Raw genomic sequence first — 24,763 nt, forward strand, 5'->3', positions numbered from 1 at the left:
GCCGCGATCGGCCCGGCATCCGGCGCGCCGGAAAACGTGGACAGGCGTCAGCCGGCCGCCTCGCGCAGCTCGTCGCTCACCACGTCCCACAGCGCGCGCACGAGCTTTTGCCGCGGCTCGCCGCCCTGCAGCGCGACCTTGTCGCAGTACAGCCGGATCTCCATCGTCAGCGTGAACGGATGCGCGCCCCCGCGCACCGCGCGGTCGAGCCGGATCAGCCGGCCGCTCGCGACCGCGTCCTCGACCGCGCTGTGCGGCAGGAACGCGATGCCGTGGCCGGCGAGCGCCATCGCCTTCAAGCCTTCCGCCATGTCGGTTTCGTAAACGCGATCGAGGAACAGCGGCGTCGGCGCGTTCGCGATGATCACCTCGGTCATCCGGCCGAGATACGCGTTCGGCGTATACGACAGGTACGGCACGCGCGCATCGGCCGCGCCCGGCAGCGTGTAGCGCGGCCGCCCCGCGCGGCCCGGCGCCGAAAACGGGCTGATCGGCTCGCTGCCGAGCGTCAGCATGTCGTAGCGCGCGGGATCGAGCGCGACCGGATGGCTCGGATGGTGATAGCCCATCACGAGATCGCAGCCGCCCTCGACGAGCGACAGCACCGCGTCGTGCACGTTCAGCGCGCGCAGCCGCGTGTGAACCGGCCCCATCTTCGCCTCGATCCGCTGCAGCCAGCGCGGGAAATAGGTGAGCGACAGCGTGTGCGGCACCGCGAATTCGATCGTCGGCACCGGCGCGCCGACGTGGCCGCGCAGCAGCGTGCGCGCCTCGTGCGCCTGCGATAGCATCGTCAGCGCCTGCTCGTAGAAGATCTGGCCGGCCTGCGTGAGGCGGGTCGGATAGACCGAACGATCGATCAGTTCGGTCGCGAGCCATGCCTCGAGCGCCTGGATGCGGCGCGAGAACGCCGGCTGCGACACGTGCCGCAACTCGGCGGACCGGCTAAAGCTGCGCGTCTCCGCGAGCGAGACGAAGTCTTCGAGCCATTTCAGTTCCATGCGGGCGGGCGCGGCGGGCGGCAGTCGGGAAGAAGCCTGCATTCTACCGGCGGGCGGGCCCGGCCGGCGGCGCGGGCGGCCCAGCGGCCCGACCGCCTCGGACCCGCGCCGGCGCGGCGGCGGCACGCGCCGGCACCCGCCGCAGCCGCGCACGGTCGGGACCGTCGCGCGCCGATGGTAAAATGCCGGATTCTCCTCCCCCCCTCGTTCGACCCGGCCCCAAGGCCCGCCCGATCATGTCCGACACTCGTCCCGATACGCTTTTCGCCCTCACCGCGCTCTCGCCCATCGACGGCCGCTACGCCAGCAAGACCGAAGCGCTGCGCGACTGGCTCTCCGAAGCCGCTTTCATGCGCCACCGCGTCACCGTCGAGGTGCACTGGCTGATCGCGCTGTCGCGCGCCGGCTTCGCCGAAGTGCCGCGCTTCTCCGACGCCGCCGAGCAGTTCCTGCTGCAGCTCGTCGAGCGCTTCACCGCGCACGACGCCGCACGCATCAAGGACATCGAGCGCGTGACGAACCACGACGTGAAGGCCGTCGAATACTGGCTGAAGGAATCGGTGAAGGGCCAGGCCGAACTCGAGAAGGCCAGCGAATTCATCCACTTCGCGTGCACGTCCGAGGACATCAACAACACGTCGCACGGAATGATGCTCGCCGGCGCGCGCGAGCACGTGATCCTGCCGGCGCTGCGCACGGTCCACCAGCGCCTCGTCGCGCTCGCGCACGCGCATGCCGAACAGCCGATGCTGTCGCGCACGCACGGCCAGCCGGCCAGCCCGACGACGCTCGGCAAGGAGCTCGCGAACGTCGCGGCGCGCCTCGCGCGCGCGATCACGCGCATCGAGAAGGTCGAGATCCTCGGCAAGATGAACGGCGCGGTCGGCAACTTCAACGCGCATCTTTCCGCGTACCCGGAATTCGACTGGGAAGCGTTCTCGCGCGACGTGATCGAGAACCGCCTGAAGCTCACGTTCAACCCGTACACGATCCAGATCGAGCCGCACGACTACATGGCCGAGCTGTTCGACGCGGTCGCGCGCGCGAACACGATCCTGCTCGACCTCGACCGCGACGTGTGGGGCTACATCTCGGTCGGCTACTTCAAGCAGAAGACCAAGGCCGGCGAGATCGGCTCGTCGACGATGCCGCACAAGGTCAACCCGATCGACTTCGAGAACTCGGAAGGCAACCTCGGCCTCGCGAACGCGACGCTGCGCCACCTCGCCGACAAGCTGCCGGTGTCGCGCTGGCAGCGCGACCTCACCGATTCGACGGTGCTGCGCAACATGGGCGTCGCGCTCGGCTACTCGCTGCTCGCGTATGACTCGCTGATCCGCGGCCTCGACAAGCTCGAAGTGAATCCGCAGCGCCTGAACGAAGACCTCGACAACTGCTGGGAAGTGCTCGCCGAGCCGGTGCAGACGGTGATGCGCCGCTACGGCATCGAGAACCCGTACGAGCAGCTGAAGGAGCTGACGCGCGGCAAGGGCATCACGCGCGAAGCGCTGCAGGAATTCGTCGGCACGCTCGCGATCCCGCAGGACGCGAAGGAGCGCCTGCTCGCGATGACGCCCGCGTCATACATCGGCAAGGCCGTCGAGCTCGCTAAGCGGATCGCGTAACACCGCGCCGCGCCCAAGAAAAACGCCCGATGCATCGCGCATCGGGCGTTTTCGTATGTGCGGCCGGCGATCCGCGTTGCACGATCAGAACGAGATCATCTTCCCCGGATTCAGCGCCGTCATCATGCTCATCGCGGCCTTCGCGGCCGGAATCGCGATCGGCGACAGCTGGCGGCCGAGCGGAATCGCGCGGTGATCGATGCCGGTCAGCATCGAGAAATCGTCGTTGCGGCCGACGAAGTCGTCGCAAATCGCCTTGCCGATCCGCACCGTCTGCGCGACCCCGTGGCCGCTCCAGCCCTGCACCATGTACATCGGCACGCGGCCATCGGTCTTGCGGCTGTCGGTCGCGCCGTTCAGCGTGAAGTCGCTGACGCCGCTCCAGCAGTAATCGAGCGCGAAGCGGCCGTCATATTGCGGGAACACCGTATTCAGCCGGGTCAGCAGGTACGCGTCGACGTCCGGCTGCGCCCAGCAGGTGCCGGTGCCCTGCCCGCCGAACAGCAGGCGGTTGCCGCGCACCGGCCGGTAGTAGTCGATCTGGAACTGCGTGTCGTACACGGGCATGCCGGCCGGCATCAGCGTCGCGACGTCGACGTCGAGCGGCGCCGTCACGCTCACGTACGTGAAGAACGGCACGGTCGTCGCGCCGCCGTCGTCGAGCAGCCGGAAGGTCGTGTTGTGCAGCGCGAGCACGACGCCCTTGCGCGCGGTGATCGTCCCGCCCGGCGTCGTTGCGACGACGCCGTCCGGCGTCTCGTCGAGCTCGAGCACCTCGGTGCCCTCGTACAGCGCGCCGCCGTTCAGGCGGAAGCCGTGGACGAGGCCGCGCACCAGCGCGAGCGGATGGATCTGGCCGCCCAGCGCGTCGATCGCCGCGCCGTGATACAGCGCCGAGCGCACGTATTCGTCCTGCAACTGATGCTTGCCGGCCAGCGTCACGCTTGCGTCGCCGAGGCTGCGGCGCGCATCCGCGCCGTCGAGCAGCGCGCTCATGTGGCCGGGGTGGACCGCCGCCGTGACGTGGCCGCGCTTGCGGTCGAGGTCGAGCGCGTAGCGCGCGCCGATCGCGTCGATCAGGTCCATCGACTCGGCCGACGCGAAACGCCACAGGCGCTTCGCGTCCTCATGCGACAACTGGTCGATCATGTCGGCCGCCTCCCAGCGCGCGAGGCCCGGGGTCAGCTGGCCGCCGTTGCGGCCCGACGCGGCCGAACCGATGTGATGCTTGTCGACGAGGATCGTGTCGACGCCCGCCTCGGCCAGGTGCAGCGCCGCCGACGCGCCGAGCAGGCCGCCGCCGATCACCAGCACGTCGCACACGACATCGCGCGCGAGCGGCGCGCCGTTTTCCCAGCGCGACAGCGATGCCTCGTACCAGTTGGCCGGCCGCTCGCCGTCGTAACGGGCCGGATCGCACCAGTTCCAGTTGTCTTTCTCGATATTCAGTTGCGTTTGTTCAAAGCGCGATTCGTCCTGAATCAGGGGCTTGTTGGAGGTCATGTTTTGCACTTGCATGGTCTTGGGCCGCCTGTCGAAGAGCCGTATTGGCTTCGCGGGTGGGGCAGCCGGTTCCACATGGGTGTCAACGAGAAAAGGGGCGTGATGGCCCGTGTTGACGGCGGACACGCTCGTGTCGCCTGAATCCCGGACTGTGCGCAAGCACGTATTGAAAGGTGCCGGGACACCCAATTTCTACACCGCAGAAATAATTCTACAGTGTAGAATATACTTTCGTCAAGCTTACGGTTCGGCATGCGCCGGCCGACGTTCCGCACCGATGAAGGACAAACCCGCCCAAGGCCCGCGCGGCCTCGACAAGGACGCGATCGTCGCGGCCGCGCTGACGCTGCTCGAAGAAGTCGGCGAAGCGGCATTCAGTGTGCGCAAGCTCGCTCAGACGGTCGGGTGCGATCCGATGAGCGTGCTCTATCACTTCAAGTCGAAGGAAGGGCTGAGCCGGGCGATCGCGAACGCGCTGTCGCGCTCGCTGACGCCGGTCGACGACCGCCTGCCGTGGCGCGACCGGCTGCGCGACCTCGCGCGCCAGTACCGCGGGCTCGCGCTCCGCTATCCGGCCGCGTTCGGCCTGCTGCAGCGTCACGTCAGCACCGGGCCGGCCGATCTCGCGCACATCGAGGCCGTGCACCGCGCACTGGCCGACGCCGGCATTCCGCGCGCGGCGCGGCCGTGCGTGTGCGTCGGCTGGTACGCGAGCGTGATCGGGCTCGCCGCGGCCGAAGCCGGCGGCCTGACGCGGCCGGCCAACGACGTCGAGCTCGCGGAAATCGACGCGCTGTCCGACGCCGGCCACCCGCTCGTGAAATCCGCCGCGCCGCTCTATGCGCGCCTCGATCCGGCCGTCGTGCACGACACGATGCTCGACGTGCTGCTCGACGGCATCGCGCAGCACGCACGAACACCGGCCGCAGAATGAGCAAGGGCGCCCTCGAGTGGGGCGCCCTTGCCTGTCCGATTGCCGCGAACCGCGCTCAGTGCTGCTGCGCGACGCCGATCTTCTGCATCACGTGATCGACGATCTGTTCGGGCGTCAGCTCGATGCTGACCTCGATCGCTTCGTCCGGGCCCGGCTCCTCGAGCGTGTCGAGCTGGCTCTGCAGCAGCGACGGATCGAAGAAATGGCCGGTGCGGCTCTTCAGGCGCTCGTGCAGCACGTCGAACGAGCCCTTCAGGTACACGAACCGCACGTCGGCGTCGTTGCCGCGCAGCACGTCGCGGTACGAACGCTTCAGCGACGAGCAGGTGAAGACGGCCGTCTCGCCCGCGCGCCGCTTCTCCTCGATGGCGGCACGGATCGTCCGCAGCCACGGCCAGCGGTCGTCGTCGGTCAGCGGAATGCCCTGGTGCATCTTCTCCTTGTTGGCGGCGCTGTGAAACGCGTCGCCGTCGGTATAGCTGCACGACAGGCGCTCCGCCAGCATCTCGCCGATTCGCGATTTGCCCGCGCCCGACACGCCCATTGCGATCAGAATCATTGACTACCCCTAGTTACAGAAACGCGCTCAGCACCAGCGTAAACGTGAGGCCGAGCACCGAGATGATCGTTTCGAGCAGCGTCCAGGTCTTGAACGTCTGGCCGACCGTCATCCCGAAATACTCCTTGATCAGCCAGAAGCCGCCGTCGTTGACGTGCGAGAAGATCAGCGAACCCGATCCCGTCGCCAGCACCAGCAGTTCCGGACGCACCGTCACGCCCGACGCGGCCGCGATCGGCGCGACGATGCCGCAGGCGGTGGTCATCGCGACCGTCGCCGAGCCCGTGGCCAGACGAATCAGCGCCGCGACGAACCAGCCGAGCAAGAGCGGCGACAGATGCGCCTGCGTCGCGGTCGCGACGATCTGCTGCGAGATCCCGCTGTCACGCAGGATACCCCCAAAGCCGCCGCCCGCGCCGACGATCAGCGTAATCCCTGCGATCGGCGCCAGGCACTCGCCGCAGAACTTCTGGATCTGCTCGCGGTTGAAGCCCTGCAGCCTGCCGAACGTGAAGAAGCTCACGAGCACCGCGATCAGCAGCGCGACGTCCGAGTTGCCGGCGAAGCGCAACAGGCTGTTCGGCAGCGTCTTCGGCGCGAACACGAGGTCGGCCCAGCTGCCGACCAGCATCAGGATCACCGGCAGCATGATCGTGAACAGCGTGATGCCGAAGCCCGGCAGTTCGCGCTTCTTGCCCTCGGTGTGCGATTCGACGAATTGCGCGGCGAGCGGGTTGTTGTTCGGCAGCTTCACGAACTTCGAGATCGTCAGCGCGAACAGCGGACCGGCGACGATCGCGGTCGGCACGCCGACGATCAGGCCGAACGCGATCGTCTTGCCGATGTCGGCACCGTACTGCTGGACCGCGAGCAGCGCGGCCGGGTGCGGCGGAATCAGGCCGTGCACGACCGACAGGCCCGCGACCATCGGCAGGCCGACGACGAGCAGCGACTTGCCGGTGCGCTTCGCGACGTTGAACGCGATCGGAATCAGCAGCACGAAGCCGACTTCGAAGAACACCGGCAGGCCGACGATGATCGCGACGAACATCATCGCCCAGTGGATGTTCTTTTCACCGAACCAGTCGATCAGCGTGGTCGCGATTCGCTCCGCGCCGCCCGATTCGGCCATCATCTTGCCGAGCATCGTGCCGAGGCCGACGACGATCGCGATGTGGCCGAGCGTGCCGCCGGTGCCCGTCTCGAACGACTTGACGATCTTGTCCATCGGCATGCCGACGACCAGGCCGAGGCCGAGCGACACGATGATGAGGACCAGGAACGGATAGATCTTGAACCGCGCGATCATCACGATCAGCGCCACGATCGCGATCACGGTGTAAATGAGCAGCATGCTGCCTTGGACAGCGCCCATGTGGACTCCTCCTTGGGATTTATTCGAACCGGGCCGCCTTGCGCCATGCGCGAAGCTGGTTGCGAGTATGCCCGGCTATGCAGGTCTCCGAAATGGCGGGGTGGCACCCCGCCGTCAGGACGCTGAATTTTACTTATCTTTACCGCCGAGCGATAGAACCGGTTCCATCAGCAAAAACCCTCGGCAAAACAAGCACTAAGCACTGTTCGACCGAGGGTGAAGATGCCATTTCGTACAAGTTCAACGAGGGAGCAGGCTGGCGGCTTGCGCGAGGCGCGTGACTTCCGCCCAGTCCTGCGCGGCGAGCGCCGCCTTCGGGGTCAGCCATGAGCCGCCGACACACACGACGTTCGGCAGCTTGAGGAAATTCGGCGCGGTGTCGACCGTGATGCCGCCCGTCGGACAGAACTTCAGCGCGGGAAACGGGCCGTGGAACGCCTGCAGCATCGGCACGCCGCCCGCCTGCTGGGCCGGGAAGAACTTGACGATCTCGTAGCCGAATTCGAGCGCCTGGATGATGTCGCTCGGCGTCATCACGCCGGGCAGCAGCGGCAGGCCCGCGTCGAGCGCGGCAAGGTGCAGGTCCTTCGTCAGGCCCGGCGACACGCCGAACTGTGCGCCGGCTTTCTTCGCCTGCGCGCAATGCTCGGGCTTCGTGATCGTGCCGACGCCGACGACGATGTCGTCCGCGAGCTGGCTCGCGCGTTCGATCGCCGCGAGGCCCGCCGCGGTGCGCAGCGTGATCTCGAGCACCTTCACGCCGCCTGCGTGCAGCGCGCGCGACACCTGTTCGCCCTGCTCGACCGAGTCGAATGCGAGCACCGGAATCACCGGGCCCAGCTTCACGATTTCGCCAATCGTCTTCATCGATGCCTCTCCTTGAATCTCGAAGTTACGCGGTGACGCGGGCGGCCGCTTCGCCGACCAGCGCCCCGAAAACCGATGCGCCCTGCTCCGCCGGCGCGGCCGCCGCGCGGAACACGCCGAACAGCTCGCGCCCGAAGCCCATCTCGTTGTCCGCCTGGTGCAGCGGCTGCGCGACCGGGCGCGCGTGCCATTCGGCGTCGTCGACCGCGATGTCGAGCACGCCGGCCTCGGCGTCGATCACGATCGCGTCGCCCGTCTTCACCTTGCCGAGCGGGCCGTTCAGCAGCGCTTCCGGCGATACGTGGATCACCGCCGGCACCTTGCCCGATGCACCGGACATGCGCCCGTCGGTGACGAGCGCGACATGGAAGCCCTGATCCTGCAGCACGCCGAGCAGCGGCGTCAAACGGTGCAGCTCGGGCATCCCGTTCGCGCGCGCGCCCTGGAAGCGCACCACCGCGACGAAGTCGCGCTTCAGCTCGCCGCGATCGAACGCTTCCTGCACGGCCTCCTGCGAATCGAACACGATCGCGGGTGCCGTCACCTTGCGGTGCTCCGGCGCGACCGCCGAAATCTTGATCACGCCGCGGCCGAGGCGGCCCTGCATCAGGCGCAGCCCGCCGTCCGGCTGGAACGGCTCGCCGATCGGGCGCAGCACCTTCGTGTCGTGGCTCTCGGCCGCGCCGTCGACCCACGTCAGCGTGCCGTCGATCAGTCTCGGCTCCTTCGTGTAGTGCGAAAGACCCTTGCCGGCGACGGTCGTCACGTCCTCATGCAGCAGCCCGCCTTCGAGCAGGTTGCGCACCAGGAACGCGATGCCGCCCGCCGCGTGGAAATGGTTCACGTCGGCCTTGCCGTTCGGATAGATCTTCGCGAGCAGCGGCACCGCGGCCGACAGCTCGTCGAAGTCGTCCCAGTCGATCAGGATGCCGGCCGCGCGCGCGATCGCGACGAGGTGCAGCGTGTGGTTGGTCGAGCCGCCCGTCGCGAGCAGCGCGACGATGCCGTTGACGATCGCCTTCTCGTCGATCACGTGGCCGATCGGCGTGTAGTGGCCGCGCTCGACGGTCAGGTCGAGCACGCGGCGTGCGGCCTCGGCCGTCAGCGCGTCGCGCAGCGGCGTATGCGGATGGACGAACGCCGAGCCCGGCAGGTGCAGGCCCATCAGCTCCATCAGCATCTGGTTGCTGTTCGCGGTGCCGTAGAACGTGCAGGTGCCGTGGCCGTGGTACGCGGCCGATTCGGCCTCGAGCAGCGCGTCGCGGCCGACCTGGCCGGTCGCGAACTGCTGGCGGATTCTCGCCTTGTCGTCGTTGGACAGGCCGCTCGTCATCGGGCCGGCCGGCACGAAGATCGTCGGCAGGTGGCCGAACTGCAGCGCGCCGATCAGGAGGCCCGGCACGATCTTGTCGCAGATGCCGAGGCACAGCGCCGCGTCGAACATGTTGTGCGTGAGCGCGATCGCGGTGCCCATCGCGATCGCCTCGCGCGAGAACAGCGACAGCTCCATCCCCGGGTTGCCCTGCGTGACCCCGTCGCACATCGCCGGCACGCCGCCCGCAAACTGCGCGACGCCGCCGTTCGCGCGCGCGGCCGCCTTGATGATGTCCGGGAAATCCTTGTACGGCGCGTGCGCGGACAGCATCTCGTTGTACGAGGACACGATGCCGATGTTCGGTTGCTTGATCGCCTTGATCTCGAACTTGTCGTTGCCTTCAAGGCCCGCGAACCCGTGCGCGAGGTTCGCGCACGACAGCGCGCCGCGTGCGGGGAACCGGCCCTGCGCGCCGTCGATGCGCTTCAGGTAAGCGGAACGGGTCGACCGGCTGCGCGCGATCACGCGTTCGGTGACTTTCGCCAGAGTGGGATGCAGCGAGGTCATGCTGGGCGCTCCTGTATGCCGGCCGACACCGGCGGTTGGAATCGTGGGGACGGTCGAATGCAACGACTGAACGCAGCCAGTCTAGTAGAAAAACTACACACACGCAATGCGGATTGGCAGACCCGAAACCCGCACTCCCGCTACAGGCAAGGTATTGATTAGTGAAAACCCTAATCCAACCTCTACACCTTGCCAGCGAACCCTCCAATTCGAGCTAGCATTTTCATGTAGATTTTCTACAATTCGTTTGCGATACACTCGCGCATCCGAACCCGATTACCACCTGCCGTCCCATGCTGCCCCGCATCGAAGCGATCCGCCCCGACCTGCGCCCGTCCGAGCGCAAGCTCGCCGACTACATCCTCGCCGCGCCGCGCGAGGTGCTCGACCTCGCGATGACCGAGCTGTCCGCGCGCGCCGGCGTCAGCCAGCCGACGATCGCGCGCTTCTGCCAGGCGCTCGGCTGCAGCGGCTTTCGCGAATTCAAGATCCGGCTCGCGCAGAGCGTCGCGCCGGGCGTGTCGTCGGTCTACCGCGACGTCGAGCCGGACGAGCCCGCGCCGGGCATCATCGGCAAGGTGTTCGACCGCACGATCGGCGCGCTGATCGAGGTGCGCAACAGCCTGTCGGCGGGCAGCGTCGCCGAGGCGATCGCGCTGCTGTCGAACGCGTCGCGCATCGAGTTCTACGGCGCGGGCGGCTCGGGCATCGCCGCGCAGGACATCCAGCACAAGTTCTTCCGGCTCGGCGTGCCGAGCGTCGCGTATTCGGATCCGCACACGTTCTCGATGTCGTCGGCGCTGCTCGGCCCGCAGGACGTCGTCGTCGCGATCTCGAACACCGGCCGCACGCGCGACATCGTCGAGGCCGCGCGCGCGGCGCTCGCGTGCGGCGCGAAAGTCGTCGCGATCACGCAAAGCCACTCGCCGCTCGCGAAGCTGGCGACGGTGAGCCTCGCGTCGAACGTCGCGGAGGAAACCGACGTGTTCTCGCCGATGACGTCGCGGATGTCGCACCTCGCGATCGGCGACATCCTCGCGGTCGGCGTCGCGCTGTCGCGCGGGCCCGCGCTGATGGAACGGGTCGGCCGCGCGAAGGAAGCGATCACGCGCCGCCGGATCGACGCGAACGCGAAGGAGTAGGCACGCTCGTCCCCGCGGAACGCGTAAACGACAAACGGCGCCCCGAAGAGCGCCGTTTGTCCGGTGCGGGCGGAAACGACGAAATCAGAACGGCTTGATCACCGCGAGCGCGACCGCCGCGAGCATCCCGAGCACCGGCAGTTCGTTGAACACGCGATACCACCGGTCGGAGCGCCGGTTCTCGCCGCGCTCGAACACCTTCAGCAGGTGGCCGCAATACGCGTGATAGACGATCAGCAGCAGCACGACCGTGACCTTCGCGTGCACCCAGCCCTGCCCCTGGCCGATGCCGACCGCAAGCCACAGCCACATGCCGCACGCGAGCGCCGGCACCGCGATGAGCGTCATGAAGCGGAACAGCTTGCGTGCCATCACGAGCAGCCGGCGAATCGCGGCGGGATCGGTTTCCATCGCGAGGTTCACGTAGATGCGCGGCAGGTAGAACAGCCCCGCGAACCACGACGCGATCAGTACGATATGGAACGTCTTGACCCAGAGCATTGCCATCGATTGCGCGCCTCGCGTTACTGACGGCCTTCGCCGTGCCCGAGCACGACGTACTTCAGCGACGTCAGCCCTTCGAGGCCGACCGGGCCGCGCGCATGCAGCTTGTCGTTCGAGATGCCGATCTCCGCGCCGAGGCCGAATTCGAAACCGTCGGCGAAGCGCGTCGATGCGTTGACCATCACGCTCGCCGAATCGACTTCGCGCAGGAAGCGCATCGCGCGGTCGTGATCCTCGGTGACGATCGCGTCCGTGTGGTGCGAGCCGTAATGGTTGATGTGCTCGATCGCGGCGTCGAGCCCGTCGACGACCTTGATCGCGAGCACCGGCGCGAGGTATTCGGTGTGCCAGTCTTCCTCGGTCGCATCGACGAGCGGGCCGACGCCGGCGTCGGCGAGCACCGCGCGCGCGGCCGCATCGACGCGCAGTTCGACGTTCTTCTCGCGATACAGGCGGCCGAGCGGCGGCAGCACGGCTTGCGCGACGCCGCTCGCGACGAGCAGCGTCTCCATCGTGTTGCACGTGCCGTAGCGGTGCGTCTTCGCGTTGTCGCAGACGGTGAGCGCCTTGTCGAGGTCCGCGCGATCGTCGACGTAGACGTGGCAGATGCCGTCGAGGTGCTTGATCATCGGCACGCGCGCCTCGTTGATCAGGCGCTCGATCAGGCTCTTGCCGCCGCGCGGCACGATCACGTCGACGTATTCGGTCATCGTGATCAGCTTGCCGACCGCCGCGCGATCGGCGGTTTCGACGACCTGCACCGCGTCCTGCGGCAGGCCCGCCGACGCGAGCCCTTCGCCGATCAGCTTCGCGAGCGCGGCATTCGATTCGAGCGCCTCGGAGCCGCCGCGCAGGATCGTCGCGTTGCCGGACTTCAGGCACAGCGCCGCCGCGTCGATCGTCACGTTCGGGCGCGATTCGTAGATGATGCCGATCACGCCGAGCGGCACGCGCATCTGGCCGACCTGGATCCCGCTCGGGCGGAACTTGAGATTGCCGATCTCGCCGATCGGATCGGCGAGCGACGCGACCTGGCGCAGCCCTTCGACCATCGTCTTCAACGCCTTGTCGGACAGCGTCAGGCGGTCGATGAACGCCGCATCGTGCCCCTTGTCGCGAGCCCGCGCGACGTCGCGCGCGTTCGCGTCCTTCAGTGCCTGCGCATCGCGCTCGATCGCGCGGGCGACCGCATCGAGCGCCGCGTTCTTCGCTGCGGTGCTGGCGCGCGCCATCGCGCGGGAAGCCTGCCGGGCGCGGCGACCCAGGTCCGTCATGTACTGGTCGATATCCATCATGTGACTCGAAAAGCGGGCCGCTCAGTGCGGCATGAAATCATCGGGAAGCGCGCGGCGCTGCCGCGCCGGCCGTCGAAGCAATTGTATGCGGGTTGCGGACGGCGCGCTGGCGCCGCAGGCGGGACTTAGCGCCGCACGCCGCGACCCGCGGTCGGCGGTCGCTCGCCTTGCGCACCCTGCGCACCCGCGACCGTCATCGCGAGCTGGAACAGGCCGTCCCACGGATCGGGCGGCGGCTCGTCCTGCGTGCGCCGGCCCGGCGTCACCGCGGACAGGCCCTTGACCTGCCGGTCGAGCCGCGCGGCGAACGCCAGCGCCTTCTCGAGCGCGGCTTCGGTCACGCGGCCGAGCGCGGGGCCGACCAGCCGCTCGCGCGGCCCCCATACGCGGTTCTCGCGCAGCAGCGTCGCGAGCGGCTTGCCGGCCGCGACGCCGCGCTTGATCCGCAGCAGCGTGCGCAGTTCCTCGACGACCGCCCACATCACGAGCACGATCGCCTCGCCCTCGCCCTTCAGGCCGTCGATCATCCGCGCGAGCCGCGCGGCGTCGCCGGCGAGCATCGCCTCGTTCAGCTTGAAGACGTCGTAGCGGGCGACGTTCAGCACCGCGTCGTGCACCTGCTCGAACGACAGCGCGCCCTGCGGATACAGCAGGCCGAGCTTCTGGATTTCCTGGTGCGCGGCGAGCAGGTTGCCCTCGACGCGCTCCGCAATGAACTGCAGCGCGCGCCGGCCATCCTCGCCGGCCGCGACGCGCTGCCCCTGGATCGCGAGGCGCTGGCCGATCCAGTTCGGCAACTGCGCGCGGTCGACCGGGTCGATCTTCAGCGCGACGCCGCCGTTCAGGAGCGCGGTGAACCACGCGGATTTCTGCGTCGCCGCATCGAGGCGCGGCAGCGTGACGAGCACCAGCGCGTCCGGATTGTTCGCGGCGGCGAGCGCCTTCAGCGCGTCGGCGCCTTCCTTGCCGGGCTTGCCCGACGGAATGCGCAGCTCGATCAGCTGGCGCTCGCCGAACAGCGACATCGCCTGGGTCGCGCCGAGCAGCAGGCTCCAGTCGAAGCCGCGCTCGACGGTGTGCACCGAGCGCTCGGTGAAGCCGGCCGCGCGCGCGGCGGCGCGAATCCGGTCGCACGCTTCCTGCGCGAGCAGCGGCTCGTCGCCGAATACGGTGTAGAGCCCGGCCAGCCCCTTCGCGAGGTGCGGCTCCAGCGCGTCTAGTCGCAGTTGCATCGGTTCGTGCGCCCGCGTTTCACAGCGGCGGCGGCGGCAGCGGCGCGCGCGGCGCGACGCCCGGCACCACGTCTTGCGGCGCCGGATTCAGCGAATGCACGATCGCGAGACGGCGCATCAGCTGGTCGACCGCGTCCCGCTGCATGTCGCCGAAGAGGATCTCGGTTTCCTGCGCCTTCGCGTTCGTGAACTGGTCGCTGTACGTCATCGCGCGGTTCAGCGCGATCACGCTCGGCGGAATCAGCACCGTGCCGTCCTTGCTCGTCAGCGTGTAGCCCAACGAATAGTTGAGCACGTATTCCGCGACCGCGCCGTACCGGTTCAGCGTCAGCGTACCTTGCCCGCGCGACTCCGACATGCGCAGCACCGCGTCTGCATCGTCCGGCACCTTGACGATCTTCGTGTCGCTGCCGGCCTCGACGAGGCGCGTGAGCCGCGCCTCGACGGGCGCCGGCGCGCCGGCGACCAGCAGGTGCTTGAACGCGTAGTCCTGCTGACCCCGCAACTGGAAACCGCATCCCGACAGCATGACCGCGCTGCCGACGAGCATCAAAAACGATCTGCGGATCACCTTCGCTCCTTCAGAATTCGCCGAGGGCCTGCCGGCCCTCAGACGACGATGTTCACGAGGCGGCCCGGCACGACGACGATCTTCTTCGCCGGCCTGCCCTCGCCGAACTTCGCGAACGCCTCGTCGGCAACCGCCGCGGCCTCGATGGCCTCGCGGCTCGCGTCCTTCGCGACCTTCAGCGCGCCGCGCACCTTGCCGTTCACCTGCAGCACGAGTTCGATCTCGGCCTGCTCGAGCGCAGCCTCGTCGACCTTCGGCCACGGCGCGTCGAGCAGCGGGCCGAATTCGTCCGCATAGCCGAGCGTCTTCCACAGCTCGAACGTGATGTGCGGCACGACCGGATACAGCACGCGCAACAGCACGCCGTACACTTCGCGCAGCACGGCGGGCGTCGCGCCCTTCGCGCCGTCGATCGCGTTGAGCATCTTCATCGTGGCCGACACGACCGTGTTGTACTGCAGGCGCTGATAGTCGAAGTCGGCCTGCTTCAGCACGCCGTAGATCTCGCGGCGCAGCGCCTTGTCGGCGTCGCCGAGCTTGCCCGCGTCGAACGCCGCGCGCTCCGCGAGCGCTTCACGGTTCGCGGCGCCGAAGCTCCACACGCGGCGCAGGAAGCGGCTCGCGCCCTCGACGCCCGAGCCCGACCACTCGAGCTGCTGCTCGGGCGGCGCGGCGAACATCGTGAACAGGCGTGCGGTATCCGCGCCGTACTGGTCGATCAGCACCTGCGGATCGACGCCGTTGTTCTTCGACTTCGACATCTTCTCGATGCCGCCGAGCACGACCGGCTGGCCGTCGGCGTTCAGCGTCGCGCCGACCGGGCGGCCCTTGTCGTCGAACGAGACGGTCACGTCGGCCGGGTTGTACCAGGTCTTCTTGCCCGATGCATCCTCGCGGTAGAACGTCTCGTTCAGCACCATGCCCTGCGTCAGCAGGTTCTTCGCCGGCTCGCCGAACTTCACGAGGCCGAGGTCGCGCATCACCTTGGTCCAGAAGCGCGAGTACAGCAGGTGCAGGATCGCGTGCTCGATGCCGCCGATGTACTGGTCCATCGGCATCCAGTAGTCGGTGCGCGCGTCGACCATCGTGTCGGCATCCGGCGCCGTGTAGCGCGAGAAATACCACGACGAATCGACGAAGGTGTCCATCGTGTCGGTCTCGCGCTTCGCGGCCGCGCCGCACTTCGGGCATGCGCAGTTCAGGAACGCTTCCGATTTCGCGAGCGGGTTGCCCGAGCCGTCCGGCACGAGGTCTTCCGGCAGCACGACCGGCAGGTCCTGCTCCGGCACCGGCACGTCGCCGCACGACGGGCAGTGGATGATCGGGATCGGCGTGCCCCAGTAGCGCTGGCGCGACACGCCCCAGTCGCGCAGGCGCCACGTGACCTGCTTGTCGCCGAAGCCGCCGGCCTTCAGGTCGGCCGCGATCGCGTCGACCGCCGCGCCATGGTTCAGGCCGTCGTACTTGCCGCTGTTCACGCACACGGCGACGTCCTTGTCGCCGTACCACTCCTGCCACGCGTCGGTCGAATACGTCTGACCTTCGGCCGCGATCACCTGCTTGATCGGCAGGTTGTATTTCTTCGCGAACGCGAAGTCGCGCTCGTCGTGCGCGGGCACGCCCATCACCGCGCCTTCGCCGTAGCTCATCAGCACGTAGTTGCCGATCCACACCTCGACCGGCTCGCCCGTCAGCGGATGCTTGACCGTGAAGCCGGTCGGGACGCCCTTCTTCTCCATCGTCGCCATGTCGACCTCGGCGACGCCGCCGCGCTTGCATTCATCGATGAACGCCTGCAGTTCCGGCTTGCCCTGCGCGAGACGCGTCGCGAGCGGGTGCTCGGCCGCGATCGCGCAGAACGTCACGCCCATGATCGTGTCGGCGCGGGTCGTGAACACGCGCAGCAGCTTCTGCTCGCCGTCGAGTTCATACGGGAAGCCGAAGTTCACGCCGAAGCTCTTGCCGATCCAGTTCTGCTGCATGATCTTCACGCGCTCCGGCCAGCCGAGGCCGTCGAGGTCGTTCAGCAGCTCGTCCGCGTACTGCGTGATGCGCAGGTAGTACATCGGGATCTCGCGCTTCTCGACGAGCGCGCCCGAGCGCCAGCCGCGCCCGTCGATCACCTGCTCGTTCGCGAGCACGGTCTGGTCGACCGGGTCCCAGTTCACGGTGCCCGTCTTCTTGTACGCGATGCCCTTCTCGAGCATCTTCAGGAACAGCCACTGGTTCCACTTGTAGTAGTCGGGCTTGCAGGTCGCGATCTCGCGCGACCAGTCGATCGCGAGGCCCATCGACTGCATCTGGCCCTTCATGTAGTCGATGTTGTCGTAGGTCCACTTCGCGGGCGGCACGCCGTTCGCCATCGCGGCGTTCTCGGCCGGCATCCCGAACGCATCCCAGCCCATCGGCATCAACGTGTTGTAGCCGTTCATCCGCAGATACCGGTACATCACGTCGTTGATCGTGTAGTTGCGCACGTGACCCATGTGCAGCTTGCCGGACGGGTACGGCAGCATCGACACGCAGTAGAACTTCGGCTTCTGCGAGTCTTCCTTCGTCTTGTAAGCATCGGCTGCGCGCCAGTCGCGCTGGGCGGCGGCTTCGACGTCGGCGGGTACGTATCTCTCGTGCATGGTGTGGTTCGGACTAGGCTTTAAGCGGCGTGACGGACACGCGCGGGAGTGGATCGAAATTCGTGCTTGCCCGGGTTACCTGGAGAATATCTGCCAACCGGGGAAAAACGACGATTATACCGTCCGCGCCGGCCCGCACGGCCGGTCTCGCGGGTCGCGCCCGTTCGCGCCGGCGGTGTGGCAGGCCCCGGCCCGCTCAGCGGTTCGCCGGCACGGCAGGCGGCGCGGCGGAACCGCGCTGCGGCGTCGGCAGGTCGGTCACGAAGCCGATCCGCGCGAGGCCCGCGGCTTGCGCCGCGCCCATCACCTGCGCGATCACGTCATAGCGCGTCGCGCGCGACGCACGCAGCCGCAGCTCGGGCGGCGCGCCGCCCGCGGCGGCCGTGCGGAACCGCGCCGGCAGCGCGTCGAGCGCGACCGGCGTGTCGTCCCAATAGAGCTTGCCCGCGTCGTCGATCGACAGCGTGATGGCCTGCGGCGTGTCGCGCGCGGCTTCGGCCGCGACCTTCGGCAAATCGAGCCGGATCGCATGCGTCATCAGCGGCGCGGTCACGATGAAAATGACGAGCAGCACGAGCATCACGTCGATCAGCGGCGTCATGTTGATCTCCGCCATCGGCGCGGACGTCTTGTGGTGCTCCAGTCCGCCGAATGCCATGGCTGCCCCTTTTTCGGAAAGCGCGCGTCAGGCGTCGCCCGCGCACACGAACACGTGCAGGTCGCGCGCGAAGCCGTCGAGCTCCTCGGCGAGCTGGCGCACGAGCCGCCCGAGGATGTTGTACGCGAGCACGGCCGGGATCGCGACCACGAGCCCGAACGCGGTCATGATCAGCGCCTCGCCGACCGGCCCCGCGACGCTCTCGATCTGCGCCTGCCCGCTCGCGGCGATGCTGCCGAGCGCGTGATAGATGCCCCAGACGGTGCCGAGCAGCCCGACGAACGGCGCGGTGCTGCCGATCGACGCGAGCAGCACCTGGCCGAACTCGAGCCGCCGCTGCGAGCGCAGCATCGCATGGCGCAGCGCGCGCAGCACCCGCTCGCTGCGTTCGACGCGCGCGGCCAGCGCAGCGGGGTCGTGGTCGTGGGCCGCGTCGCGCGCGGCTTCGGCGAGCGGCACGAACACGCGCTCGCGATCGGCGCCGGCGAGCGCCGCGATGCCCGCGTCGAGCGTCGGCGCCCGCCAGAACGCGGCGAGCGCGCCCGGCCCCTGCCACTTCGCACGGACCAGCAGCCAGGCCTTCACGATGAGGAAGCACCAGCTGGCGACGGACATCGCCGCCAGCACGTAGGCGACGGCGTGCGTGACCGCATCGCCGCTTTCGAGGTAGTGGATGACGCCGGTGGGAATCGCCATCGGAGTGTCCGGCGCGCGTCAGCGCAGGCCGAGCACGTCCTGCATCTCGTACAGGCCGGCGCCGCGCGCCGACAGGAAGCGCACCGCGCGCAGCGCGCCCTGCGCGTACGACACGCGGCTCGACGACTTGTGGGTGATCTCGATCCGCTCGCCGATCCCGGCGAACAGCACGGTGTGATCGCCGACGATGTCGCCGCCGCGGATCGCCGAGAAGCCGATCGTCGACGGATCGCGCTCGCCCGTCACGCCGTGGCGGCCGTATACCGCGCAGTCGTCGAGCGAGCGGCCGAGCGCGCCGGCGACCGCTTCGCCCATCATCAGCGCGGTGCCCGACGGCGCATCGACCTTGTGACGGTGATGGGCCTCGATGATCTCGATGTCGTAGCCGTGCGAGAAGTGCTTCGCGGCGAATTCGAGCAGCTTCAGCGTGACGTTCACGCCGACGCTCATGTTCGCGGAGAACACGATGCCGATCCGGTCCGACGCGGTGCGCAGCGTTGCCTTCTGCTCGTCGGTGAAGCCGGTCGTGCCGATCACGAGCTTCACGTCGTGGCGCAGTGCGGCCTCGACGTGCGCGATCGTGCCTTCCGGACGCGTGAAATCGATCAGGTAGTCGGCCTGCGCGAACACGGCGTCGATGTCATCGGTCAGCCGGATGCCGGTTTCCCTGCCGAGGAACGCGCCCGCGTCCTGGCCGAGATGCGGCGAGCCGGCGCGGTCGAGCGCGCCGACGAGCTGCGCGTCGGAATCGTTAAGAACGGTTTCGATCAGCATCCGGCCCATGCGGCCCGACGCCCCGGCAATCGCAATCTTCATGGCTTTCTACACGAGAGGGTCAAGAGCGGGCGGCGCATGCCGCCCCGTTTCCGTGCGCCGCGCGCTTATTGCGCCGGCGCGCTGACGGGCTGATTCTGCAGCGCATCGGACCCCTGCGGGCCGACGGGCGGCGCTGCCTCGTTCGGCACGGTCGGCTGCGGCGGGCGATGGAACTGGAACTGCGGCTGGATCGTCGGGTTCGCGCCCGGCGGCTGCCCGCCCGGCACCGGCGCGGCGGCCGACGCGTGCGCGGACGGCGTGAAGCGCCGCGAGGACCCGCCCTGCCCGGACACCTGGCTGGTCGCGCGGTTGGCCGCGCGCGCGGCCTGCGCGTTCGCGTCCTGGTCGGCGACGGCGCCGGCGCTCGCCGCTTCCGGCACCACGACCGCCGCCGGTGCGGCGGCCGCCTGCACCGCGCTCGCGCCGCTCGCGGCAGCGGCGGTCGCAGCCGACTGCTTCGCCTTCTTGCCGCGCTTGTCGCCGTCGATGTCGGCCAGCAGGTCGAGCTCCGACGGCAGGTTGTCGGCGCCCGTCCAGCCTGCGAGGCGGTCGCCCGAGAACGTCAGGACGAGATCGCGCTGCTGGACGACGGCCGTCGAGCCGCGCTTGAAGTAGAACAGGTAATCCCAGCGGTCGGCGTGGAACATGTCCGAGAGCAGCGGGGTGCCGAGCAGCGCGCGCACCTGCTCGCGCGTCATCCCGGTCTGCAGCTGCGACGCCTTCTCCTGCGACACGAAGTTACCCTGCACGACCGTGATCCGGTAGGGCGTGATGCGCTGCGCGATGCGCTGCGTCACGCTGTCGTACGACGAACAACCAGCCAGCGCAGCAACGGCGGCGGCAGCGATGATGACACTCCGCATGCGGCTCCTCTGAAAGTGCGAAAGAGATTCTGGAATCATTTCCCTCACCGTGCTGGCCCGCCTGGCAGGCCGCGCGTGTTTCTGTAACGGCGAAAAGCCGGTAACATTGAAGCCCTGCATTGTACTCTAGGGATGCCTAGCCATGACCAATCCGACGGATCTCAAGAATATCGGGCTGAAGGCCACCCTACCGCGCCTCAAGATTCTCGAGATCTTCCAGCAAAGCCCCGTCCGCCACCTGACGGCCGAAGACGTCTATCGCAACCTGCTCAACGAGCAGCTCGACATCGGGCTCGCGACGGTCTACCGCGTGCTGACGCAGTTCGAGCAGGCCGGCCTGCTGACACGGAGCAACTTCGAGTCCGGCAAGGCGGTGTTCGAGCTGAACGAGGGCTCGCACCACGACCACCTCGTGTGCCTAGACTGCGGCCGGGTCGAGGAGTTCTTCGACGCGGAGATCGAGAGCCGCCAGCAGTCGATCGCGCGGGAACGCGGCTTCAAGCTCCAGGAGCACTCGCTCGCGATGTACGGCTCGTGCACGACCGAGAACTGCCCGCACCGCAAGCACTGATCCGCGCGCACGCGCATGGGAGACGGCCCGCCCGGCATTGCGCCGGCCGGGCCGTCGTCTTTCGGGGCGCGTTCCGGCGCCGGTCAGGCCGCGCTTGCGCAGGCCGGCGCCAGTTCGAGCCGCCAGGCGGCGTCGAGCGGAATCTCGTCGCAGTTCGGCTGCGCGCCGCCGCGATCGACGACGACGAAGTCGCTCACCGCATCGAGCGCGAGCAGCGGATGGTGCCAGACGCCCTTCGCGTAGTTCACGCCCTGCCAGCCTTCCGCCAGGAACGCGCGCATCGCGTCCGGCCGGAACTCGCCCGCCGGCGCGACGACGATCGCATAGCGCGACACCGCCGCGAGCGGAATGAACGCCTGGCTGCCGTGCGGATGGCGCTCCATCATCGTGATCGCGATCGGCAGCGTGCGCGGCTGCGCGCGGAACACGCTGACGAGCGGGCGCCCGCCGTCCTCGCATACGTCGATCGTCGCGAGGTCGTGGAACCGTTCGGTCGTGCCGCCGTTGATCGGAAAATGCCGGGCGCCGTCGAGCGCGATCACGTCGCCGAACGGCGCGAACGCGTCGCGGGTCAGGCGCTCGACGCGCAGGATGTGCGGTCCGCTCATGTCCTTCCCCTCCGTCAGGCCGGTTCGCCCCACAGACGCAGGCGCGACACGCCGCCGTCCGGGAAGATGTTGAAGCGCACGTGCGTGACCGGGCCGAGCGCCGCCAGCTGGTCGAACGTGTGGACGTGGTCCATCGACAGCTTCTGCTCGCCGAGCAGTTCGGGCCAGAACATCGCCTGCGTGACCAGCGACTCGTCGGTGCCGCCCGCGACGTAGGCGGCCTGCAGCGAACAGCGGTCCGGGAAGTTGCCCTTGAAGAACGCGGTGTCGACCTCGACGCGGCGGATCACGCCCGGCCGCGCGAGCGCGACGATCGCCCAGTCGTTGCCCGGCTCCCGGCGGCGGCGGGTTTCCCAGCCGTCGCCCATGTTCACACCGCGCCCCGGCATCAGCATCTGCGACGCCGCGCCGAAGTGCTGGTTGTTCGCGGCGACCACGTAGCCGCCGTGCTCGGCCGCCGCGAGGTCGGTCAGCTCGCCGTGCGGCGCGCGGCTCCAGTCGCGCTGCGGCTGGCCGTACACGCGCAGCCGCGCGAGCCCGCCGTCCGGGTACAGGTTCACGCGCAGGTGCGTGCAGGGCCGCGGATCGGTCACGTCGACGTAATGGTGGCTATTGCCCTGCAACGTCGTCGCGGGCACGATCGGGCGCCATTCGGCGCCGTCGGGCGGCGTGTCCGTGTCGGCGAAGCAGCCTTCGATCGACGCGGCCGGCGGGAAATTGCCGGTGAAGTGGCTGGTATCGAGATCGACGCCGTGGATCACGCCCGGCCGCGCGAGCCGGATCACGCAGAAATCATGGCCGGTCGTGCGCTTGCGACGCGTCTCCCAGCCGTCCATCCACTTGCCGTGGTCGTCGTACTTGCCGGGAATGAACACGGCCGGCTCCGGGTTCAGCATGCGCTCCTTCGGCGCGAAGAACTCGTCGCTCGCGTGGAGGGCCTTCGCACCGAGGCGCGGATCGGCGAGGTTCATGTAGCGCCGCGTGAAGGCCGGCGCGTTCGGATCGAGAACGGGGGCTGCCATGTCGTCTCCTCAATTCTGGCTGGAACGCCGGCGCGTCGAGGCGCCGGCGGTATGTCGGGAATGCGGGTCGAAGCGCGCTCAGATCGCGTGGGCCTGGTCGCCGGCGAGCGGCGAGCCGCCCGCGACATCCTCCTCCTCGACCGGCACGTAGCGCAGTTCGCGGTTCAGCACGCGCTTCGCGCGCGCCTTGTCGATATCGTTCTCCCACACCGCGACGACGACCGTCGCGACGCAGTTGCCGATCAGGTTGGTCAGCGCGCGGGCGATGCCGACGAACCAGTCGACCGGCAGGATCAGCACGAGGCCGAGGACGGGAATCGCGGGAATCGCCGACAGCGTCGCCGCGAGGATCACGATCGCCGAGCCGGGAATCCCGTGCGCGCCCTTCGACGTGACGAGCGACACCAGCAGCACGACGATCAGGTCGTGCGTCGACAGCGGCGTGTTGGTGGCCTGCGCGATGAACAGCACCGCGAGCGTCAGGTAGATCGAGAAGCCGTCGAGGTTGAACGAATAGCCGGTCGGGATCACGAGGCCGACCGTCGAGTCCTTGATGCCCAGGTATTCGAGCTTGCGCATCACCTGCGGCAGCACCGCGTCCGACGACGCCGTGCCGAGCACGATCGACAGCTCCTCGCGCAGGTAGCGGATCAGCTTGAACACGGAGAAGCCGGCGAGCCGCATCACGATGCCGAGCACCACGGTGACGAACACGATGCAGCTCAGGTAGAACACCGCGACGAGGTAGCCGAGCTGCTTGAGCGACGCGACGCCGTACTTGCCGGTCGTGAACGCGATCGCGCCGAGCACGCCGAGCGGCGCGAGCTTGATGATGAAGCCGATCACGCGGAAGAACACGTGCGACAGCTCCTCGATCAGCGAGTTGACGCGCTTCGCCTTGTCGCCGAGCAGCGACAGCGCCGAGCCGAACAGCACCGCGAACACGAGGATCTGCAGGATGTCGCCCTTCGCGAACGCGTCGAGCGCGGTGTCGGGGATGATCTTCATCAGGTAGCCGGCCGTGTCCTTCAGGCTCTCGGCGTTCTTCGCGTACGACGCGAGCGACGCCGCGTCGAGCGAATGCAGGTCGATGTTCATGCCGACGCCCGGGCGCGTCAGCCACGCAAGCACGAGCCCGATGCCGAGCGCGAGCGTGGTCATCACCTCGAAGTAGACGACGGCCTTCAGGCCGACCCGGCCGACCTTCTTCAGGTCGCCCGCATTGGCCATCCCGCTGACCACGACGCAGAACACGATCGGGCCGATGACCATCTTGATGAGCTTCAGGAAACCGTCGCCGAGCGGCCGCAGCGACTCCGCGAAATGCGGGAAGAACGCGCCTAGCGCGACCCCGAGGACCAATGCGACGACTACCCGGCCAAACAGCGAATTGAGGAATTTCGACACGGCGCTCTCCCGAACCAACGGTTGCAGTTTCGTCTGTTCATACTGGTAAGACCAGTGATGTTATGGACGATAGTAGGAAGCCGATATAGTCGAGTCAAGGAAGAACAAAATAGGGATTTCCCGCCCCTTTCCAGCCCCTCCGGCGGGGCCGGAGCGCGAGCCGGATCGTGACTTTCCCGTAGGCCGGCGATGCACCGCGCATGTGCGGATTACAATGCCGGTCAGACCGGCCATCATTCGCATCATGAAGAACGTTCCGCACACCGTGACCGACGCCGCCATCGCGACGATCCGCGACCGGATCGAGGCAGGCGTGTATCCGGTCGGCAGCCTGCTGCCGGCCCAGCGCCAGCTTTCCGAGGAGCTGGAGATCAGCCGCGCGTCGCTGCGCGAGGCGCTGTCGACGCTCGAGGCGCTCGGGATGCTGCGCATCCGCGCGGGCAAGGGCGTCTACGTCGAAAGCGCGCAGGCGAGCACCGGCCAAGCGTGGCGCTTCGCCGAGCAGTCGTCGCCGCCCGACACCTACCAGATGCGCTATGCGCTCGAAGGCTTCGCCGCGCGGATGGCCGCGCGCGTCGTCACCGACGACGACATCGCGTGGTTCGAGGACAACCTCGCCGAGCTGCACGTCGCGCTGACCGAGAGCGCGCTCGACGACGCGTCGCAGCTCGACTTCGAATTCCACATGCGGATCGTCAACGTGGCCGGCAACGCGGCGATCGAATCGATCCTGCGCAGCAGCGCCGACATCATGAAGGAAAGCCAGCGGATGCCGTTCTACCGGCGCGAGCTGCTGTTCTCGACGTGGCACGAGCACCGCGCGATCGTCGACGCGCTGATCGCGCGCGACCCGGACGCCGCCGGCGCGGCGATCGAGACGCACATCTCGAACGCCGCGCAGCGCGCGGGCGTGTTCTTCCCGACGCCGGGCGCCTGAGCCGCCGGTCGGGCGGGTGTTCCGCCTTTGCGGCACTTCGGGCGCTTGCGGCGCGCTTCAGT

The 24,763-nt window shown here is 68.3% G+C and carries 23 protein-coding genes; 5 read left to right on the forward strand and 18 right to left on the reverse strand.

Annotated features, from left to right (window positions below; translation table 11 throughout):
* Positions 1-47 precede the first annotated feature (47 nt).
* The gene (locus HWX31_RS30740; RefSeq protein ID WP_010091343.1) at positions 48-1,001 is read right to left on the reverse strand and encodes a LysR substrate-binding domain-containing protein; all 954 of its coding nucleotides are present in this window, start codon (positions 999-1,001) and stop codon (positions 48-50) included.
* Between the two features lie 236 nt (positions 1,002-1,237).
* Between HWX31_RS30740 and purB the strand changes: the two genes are divergently transcribed.
* Complete coding sequence (gene purB / locus HWX31_RS30745; protein WP_174965978.1) at positions 1,238-2,626, forward strand: adenylosuccinate lyase; 1,389 nt, start codon at positions 1,238-1,240, stop codon at positions 2,624-2,626.
* A gap of 84 nt (positions 2,627-2,710) precedes the next feature.
* Here purB and HWX31_RS30750 read toward each other — a convergent pair whose 3' ends face one another.
* Entirely contained in the window at positions 2,711-4,129 is a 1,419-nt protein-coding gene (locus HWX31_RS30750) for an NAD(P)/FAD-dependent oxidoreductase (protein ID WP_174965977.1), read from the reverse strand.
* Positions 4,130-4,406: 277 nt separating this feature from the next.
* Between HWX31_RS30750 and HWX31_RS30755 the strand changes: the two genes are divergently transcribed.
* The gene (locus HWX31_RS30755; RefSeq protein WP_174965976.1) at positions 4,407-5,063 is read left to right on the forward strand and encodes a TetR/AcrR family transcriptional regulator; all 657 of its coding nucleotides are present in this window, start codon (positions 4,407-4,409) and stop codon (positions 5,061-5,063) included.
* Between the two features lie 55 nt (positions 5,064-5,118).
* Here the strand turns inward: HWX31_RS30755 and HWX31_RS30760 are convergent, their stop codons facing one another.
* The 4 genes from HWX31_RS30760 to edd form a co-directional block, all read right to left on the reverse strand.
* Positions 5,119-5,622, reverse strand: a complete 504-nt coding sequence (locus HWX31_RS30760; protein WP_174965975.1) for a gluconokinase — start codon at positions 5,620-5,622, stop codon at positions 5,119-5,121.
* 13 nt (positions 5,623-5,635) lie between these two features.
* Complete coding sequence (locus tag HWX31_RS30765) at positions 5,636-6,997, reverse strand: GntP family permease (RefSeq protein WP_059654636.1); 1,362 nt, start codon at positions 6,995-6,997, stop codon at positions 5,636-5,638.
* Positions 6,998-7,237: 240 nt separating this feature from the next.
* On the reverse strand, positions 7,238-7,864 hold the full coding sequence (eda, locus tag HWX31_RS30770; protein WP_010091337.1) for a bifunctional 4-hydroxy-2-oxoglutarate aldolase/2-dehydro-3-deoxy-phosphogluconate aldolase: 627 nt from the start codon (positions 7,862-7,864) through the stop codon (positions 7,238-7,240).
* Positions 7,865-7,889: 25 nt separating this feature from the next.
* Positions 7,890-9,746, reverse strand: a complete 1,857-nt coding sequence (gene edd / locus HWX31_RS30775; protein WP_174965974.1) for a phosphogluconate dehydratase — start codon at positions 9,744-9,746, stop codon at positions 7,890-7,892.
* Positions 9,747-10,039: 293 nt separating this feature from the next.
* Here edd and HWX31_RS30780 point away from each other — a divergent pair, with 293 nt between their 5' ends.
* Positions 10,040-10,888 carry a MurR/RpiR family transcriptional regulator gene (locus tag HWX31_RS30780; RefSeq protein WP_059611049.1) on the forward strand — a complete coding sequence of 283 codons (849 nt, stop codon included), beginning with the start codon at positions 10,040-10,042 and terminating at the stop codon, positions 10,886-10,888.
* A gap of 84 nt (positions 10,889-10,972) precedes the next feature.
* On the opposite strand, the gene HWX31_RS30785 is transcribed toward HWX31_RS30780, so the two are convergent.
* The 9 genes from HWX31_RS30785 to HWX31_RS30825 all read right to left on the reverse strand — a co-directional run bounded on the left by HWX31_RS30785 (position 10,973) and on the right by HWX31_RS30825 (position 20,156).
* The gene (locus tag HWX31_RS30785) at positions 10,973-11,395 is read right to left on the reverse strand and encodes a CopD family protein (protein ID WP_080401447.1); all 423 of its coding nucleotides are present in this window, start codon (positions 11,393-11,395) and stop codon (positions 10,973-10,975) included.
* A gap of 17 nt (positions 11,396-11,412) precedes the next feature.
* Entirely contained in the window at positions 11,413-12,684 is a 1,272-nt protein-coding gene (locus HWX31_RS30790; protein ID WP_174965973.1) for a glutamate-5-semialdehyde dehydrogenase, read from the reverse strand.
* A 128-nt stretch (positions 12,685-12,812) separates the two neighbouring features.
* The gene (gene holA, locus HWX31_RS30795) at positions 12,813-13,919 is read right to left on the reverse strand and encodes a DNA polymerase III subunit delta (protein WP_174965972.1); all 1,107 of its coding nucleotides are present in this window, start codon (positions 13,917-13,919) and stop codon (positions 12,813-12,815) included.
* Between the two features lie 19 nt (positions 13,920-13,938).
* Positions 13,939-14,490, reverse strand: a complete 552-nt coding sequence (locus HWX31_RS30800; RefSeq protein ID WP_174965971.1) for an LPS-assembly lipoprotein LptE — start codon at positions 14,488-14,490, stop codon at positions 13,939-13,941.
* Positions 14,491-14,528: 38 nt separating this feature from the next.
* Complete coding sequence (leuS, locus tag HWX31_RS30805) at positions 14,529-17,123, reverse strand: leucine--tRNA ligase (RefSeq protein ID WP_174965970.1); 2,595 nt, start codon at positions 17,121-17,123, stop codon at positions 14,529-14,531.
* Positions 17,124-17,319: 196 nt separating this feature from the next.
* Positions 17,320-17,781, reverse strand: a complete 462-nt coding sequence (locus tag HWX31_RS30810) for an ExbD/TolR family protein (RefSeq protein ID WP_174965969.1) — start codon at positions 17,779-17,781, stop codon at positions 17,320-17,322.
* Positions 17,782-17,808: 27 nt separating this feature from the next.
* Complete coding sequence (locus HWX31_RS30815) at positions 17,809-18,477, reverse strand: MotA/TolQ/ExbB proton channel family protein (RefSeq protein ID WP_174965968.1); 669 nt, start codon at positions 18,475-18,477, stop codon at positions 17,809-17,811.
* An 18-nt stretch (positions 18,478-18,495) separates the two neighbouring features.
* Positions 18,496-19,293: a 4-hydroxy-tetrahydrodipicolinate reductase gene (gene dapB, locus HWX31_RS30820; protein ID WP_174965967.1), complete on the reverse strand. Its 798-nt coding sequence runs from the start codon at positions 19,291-19,293 to the stop codon at positions 18,496-18,498.
* 65 nt (positions 19,294-19,358) lie between these two features.
* Entirely contained in the window at positions 19,359-20,156 is a 798-nt protein-coding gene (locus HWX31_RS30825) for an outer membrane protein assembly factor BamE (protein WP_175934002.1), read from the reverse strand.
* Between the two features lie 142 nt (positions 20,157-20,298).
* Here HWX31_RS30825 and fur point away from each other — a divergent pair, with 142 nt between their 5' ends.
* Positions 20,299-20,727, forward strand: a complete 429-nt coding sequence (gene fur, locus HWX31_RS30830) for a ferric iron uptake transcriptional regulator (RefSeq protein WP_010091326.1) — start codon at positions 20,299-20,301, stop codon at positions 20,725-20,727.
* An 83-nt stretch (positions 20,728-20,810) separates the two neighbouring features.
* Here fur and HWX31_RS30835 read toward each other — a convergent pair whose 3' ends face one another.
* From HWX31_RS30835 to HWX31_RS30845, 3 genes are all read right to left on the reverse strand, one after another.
* Positions 20,811-21,335 (reverse strand): ureidoglycolate lyase, encoded by a 525-nt coding sequence (locus HWX31_RS30835; RefSeq protein WP_059611394.1) that lies wholly within the window; start codon positions 21,333-21,335, stop codon positions 20,811-20,813.
* Positions 21,336-21,349: 14 nt separating this feature from the next.
* Complete coding sequence (alc, locus tag HWX31_RS30840; protein ID WP_174965876.1) at positions 21,350-22,357, reverse strand: allantoicase; 1,008 nt, start codon at positions 22,355-22,357, stop codon at positions 21,350-21,352.
* A 78-nt stretch (positions 22,358-22,435) separates the two neighbouring features.
* Complete coding sequence (locus tag HWX31_RS30845; RefSeq protein ID WP_174965877.1) at positions 22,436-23,764, reverse strand: C4-dicarboxylate transporter DctA; 1,329 nt, start codon at positions 23,762-23,764, stop codon at positions 22,436-22,438.
* Between the two features lie 214 nt (positions 23,765-23,978).
* On the opposite strand from HWX31_RS30845, the gene HWX31_RS30850 reads away from it, so the two are divergent.
* Entirely contained in the window at positions 23,979-24,701 is a 723-nt protein-coding gene (locus HWX31_RS30850; protein WP_080400549.1) for a FadR/GntR family transcriptional regulator, read from the forward strand.
* The last annotated feature ends 62 nt before the right edge of the window (positions 24,702-24,763 follow it).

The sequence above is a fragment of the Burkholderia ubonensis genome (assembly GCF_902833085.1).
GTDB lineage: Bacteria > Pseudomonadota > Gammaproteobacteria > Burkholderiales > Burkholderiaceae > Burkholderia > Burkholderia ubonensis.

What these genes read in the sequence shown, in the direction of transcription:
- HWX31_RS30740 (WP_010091343.1), bottom strand. Translation starts at nt 1,001, where the DNA reads ATGGAACTGAAATGGCTCGAAGACTTCGTCTCGCTCGCGGAGACGCGC.
- purB (WP_174965978.1), top strand. Translation starts at nt 1,238, where the DNA reads ATGTCCGACACTCGTCCCGATACGCTTTTCGCCCTCACCGCGCTCTCG.
- HWX31_RS30750 (WP_174965977.1), bottom strand. Translation starts at nt 4,129, where the DNA reads ATGACCTCCAACAAGCCCCTGATTCAGGACGAATCGCGCTTTGAACAA.
- HWX31_RS30755 (WP_174965976.1), top strand. Translation starts at nt 4,407, where the DNA reads ATGAAGGACAAACCCGCCCAAGGCCCGCGCGGCCTCGACAAGGACGCG.
- HWX31_RS30760 (WP_174965975.1), bottom strand. Translation starts at nt 5,622, where the DNA reads ATGATTCTGATCGCAATGGGCGTGTCGGGCGCGGGCAAATCGCGAATC.
- HWX31_RS30765 (WP_059654636.1), bottom strand. Translation starts at nt 6,997, where the DNA reads ATGGGCGCTGTCCAAGGCAGCATGCTGCTCATTTACACCGTGATCGCG.
- eda (WP_010091337.1), bottom strand. Translation starts at nt 7,864, where the DNA reads ATGAAGACGATTGGCGAAATCGTGAAGCTGGGCCCGGTGATTCCGGTG.
- edd (WP_174965974.1), bottom strand. Translation starts at nt 9,746, where the DNA reads ATGACCTCGCTGCATCCCACTCTGGCGAAAGTCACCGAACGCGTGATC.
- HWX31_RS30780 (WP_059611049.1), top strand. Translation starts at nt 10,040, where the DNA reads ATGCTGCCCCGCATCGAAGCGATCCGCCCCGACCTGCGCCCGTCCGAG.
- HWX31_RS30785 (WP_080401447.1), bottom strand. Translation starts at nt 11,395, where the DNA reads ATGGCAATGCTCTGGGTCAAGACGTTCCATATCGTACTGATCGCGTCG.
- HWX31_RS30790 (WP_174965973.1), bottom strand. Translation starts at nt 12,684, where the DNA reads ATGGATATCGACCAGTACATGACGGACCTGGGTCGCCGCGCCCGGCAG.
- holA (WP_174965972.1), bottom strand. Translation starts at nt 13,919, where the DNA reads ATGCAACTGCGACTAGACGCGCTGGAGCCGCACCTCGCGAAGGGGCTG.
- leuS (WP_174965970.1), bottom strand. Translation starts at nt 17,123, where the DNA reads ATGCACGAGAGATACGTACCCGCCGACGTCGAAGCCGCCGCCCAGCGC.
- HWX31_RS30810 (WP_174965969.1), bottom strand. Translation starts at nt 17,781, where the DNA reads ATGGCATTCGGCGGACTGGAGCACCACAAGACGTCCGCGCCGATGGCG.
- HWX31_RS30815 (WP_174965968.1), bottom strand. Translation starts at nt 18,477, where the DNA reads ATGGCGATTCCCACCGGCGTCATCCACTACCTCGAAAGCGGCGATGCG.
- dapB (WP_174965967.1), bottom strand. Translation starts at nt 19,293, where the DNA reads ATGAAGATTGCGATTGCCGGGGCGTCGGGCCGCATGGGCCGGATGCTG.
- HWX31_RS30825 (WP_175934002.1), bottom strand. Translation starts at nt 20,156, where the DNA reads ATGCGGAGTGTCATCATCGCTGCCGCCGCCGTTGCTGCGCTGGCTGGT.
- fur (WP_010091326.1), top strand. Translation starts at nt 20,299, where the DNA reads ATGACCAATCCGACGGATCTCAAGAATATCGGGCTGAAGGCCACCCTA.
- HWX31_RS30835 (WP_059611394.1), bottom strand. Translation starts at nt 21,335, where the DNA reads ATGAGCGGACCGCACATCCTGCGCGTCGAGCGCCTGACCCGCGACGCG.
- alc (WP_174965876.1), bottom strand. Translation starts at nt 22,357, where the DNA reads ATGGCAGCCCCCGTTCTCGATCCGAACGCGCCGGCCTTCACGCGGCGC.
- HWX31_RS30850 (WP_080400549.1), top strand. Translation starts at nt 23,979, where the DNA reads ATGCCGGTCAGACCGGCCATCATTCGCATCATGAAGAACGTTCCGCAC.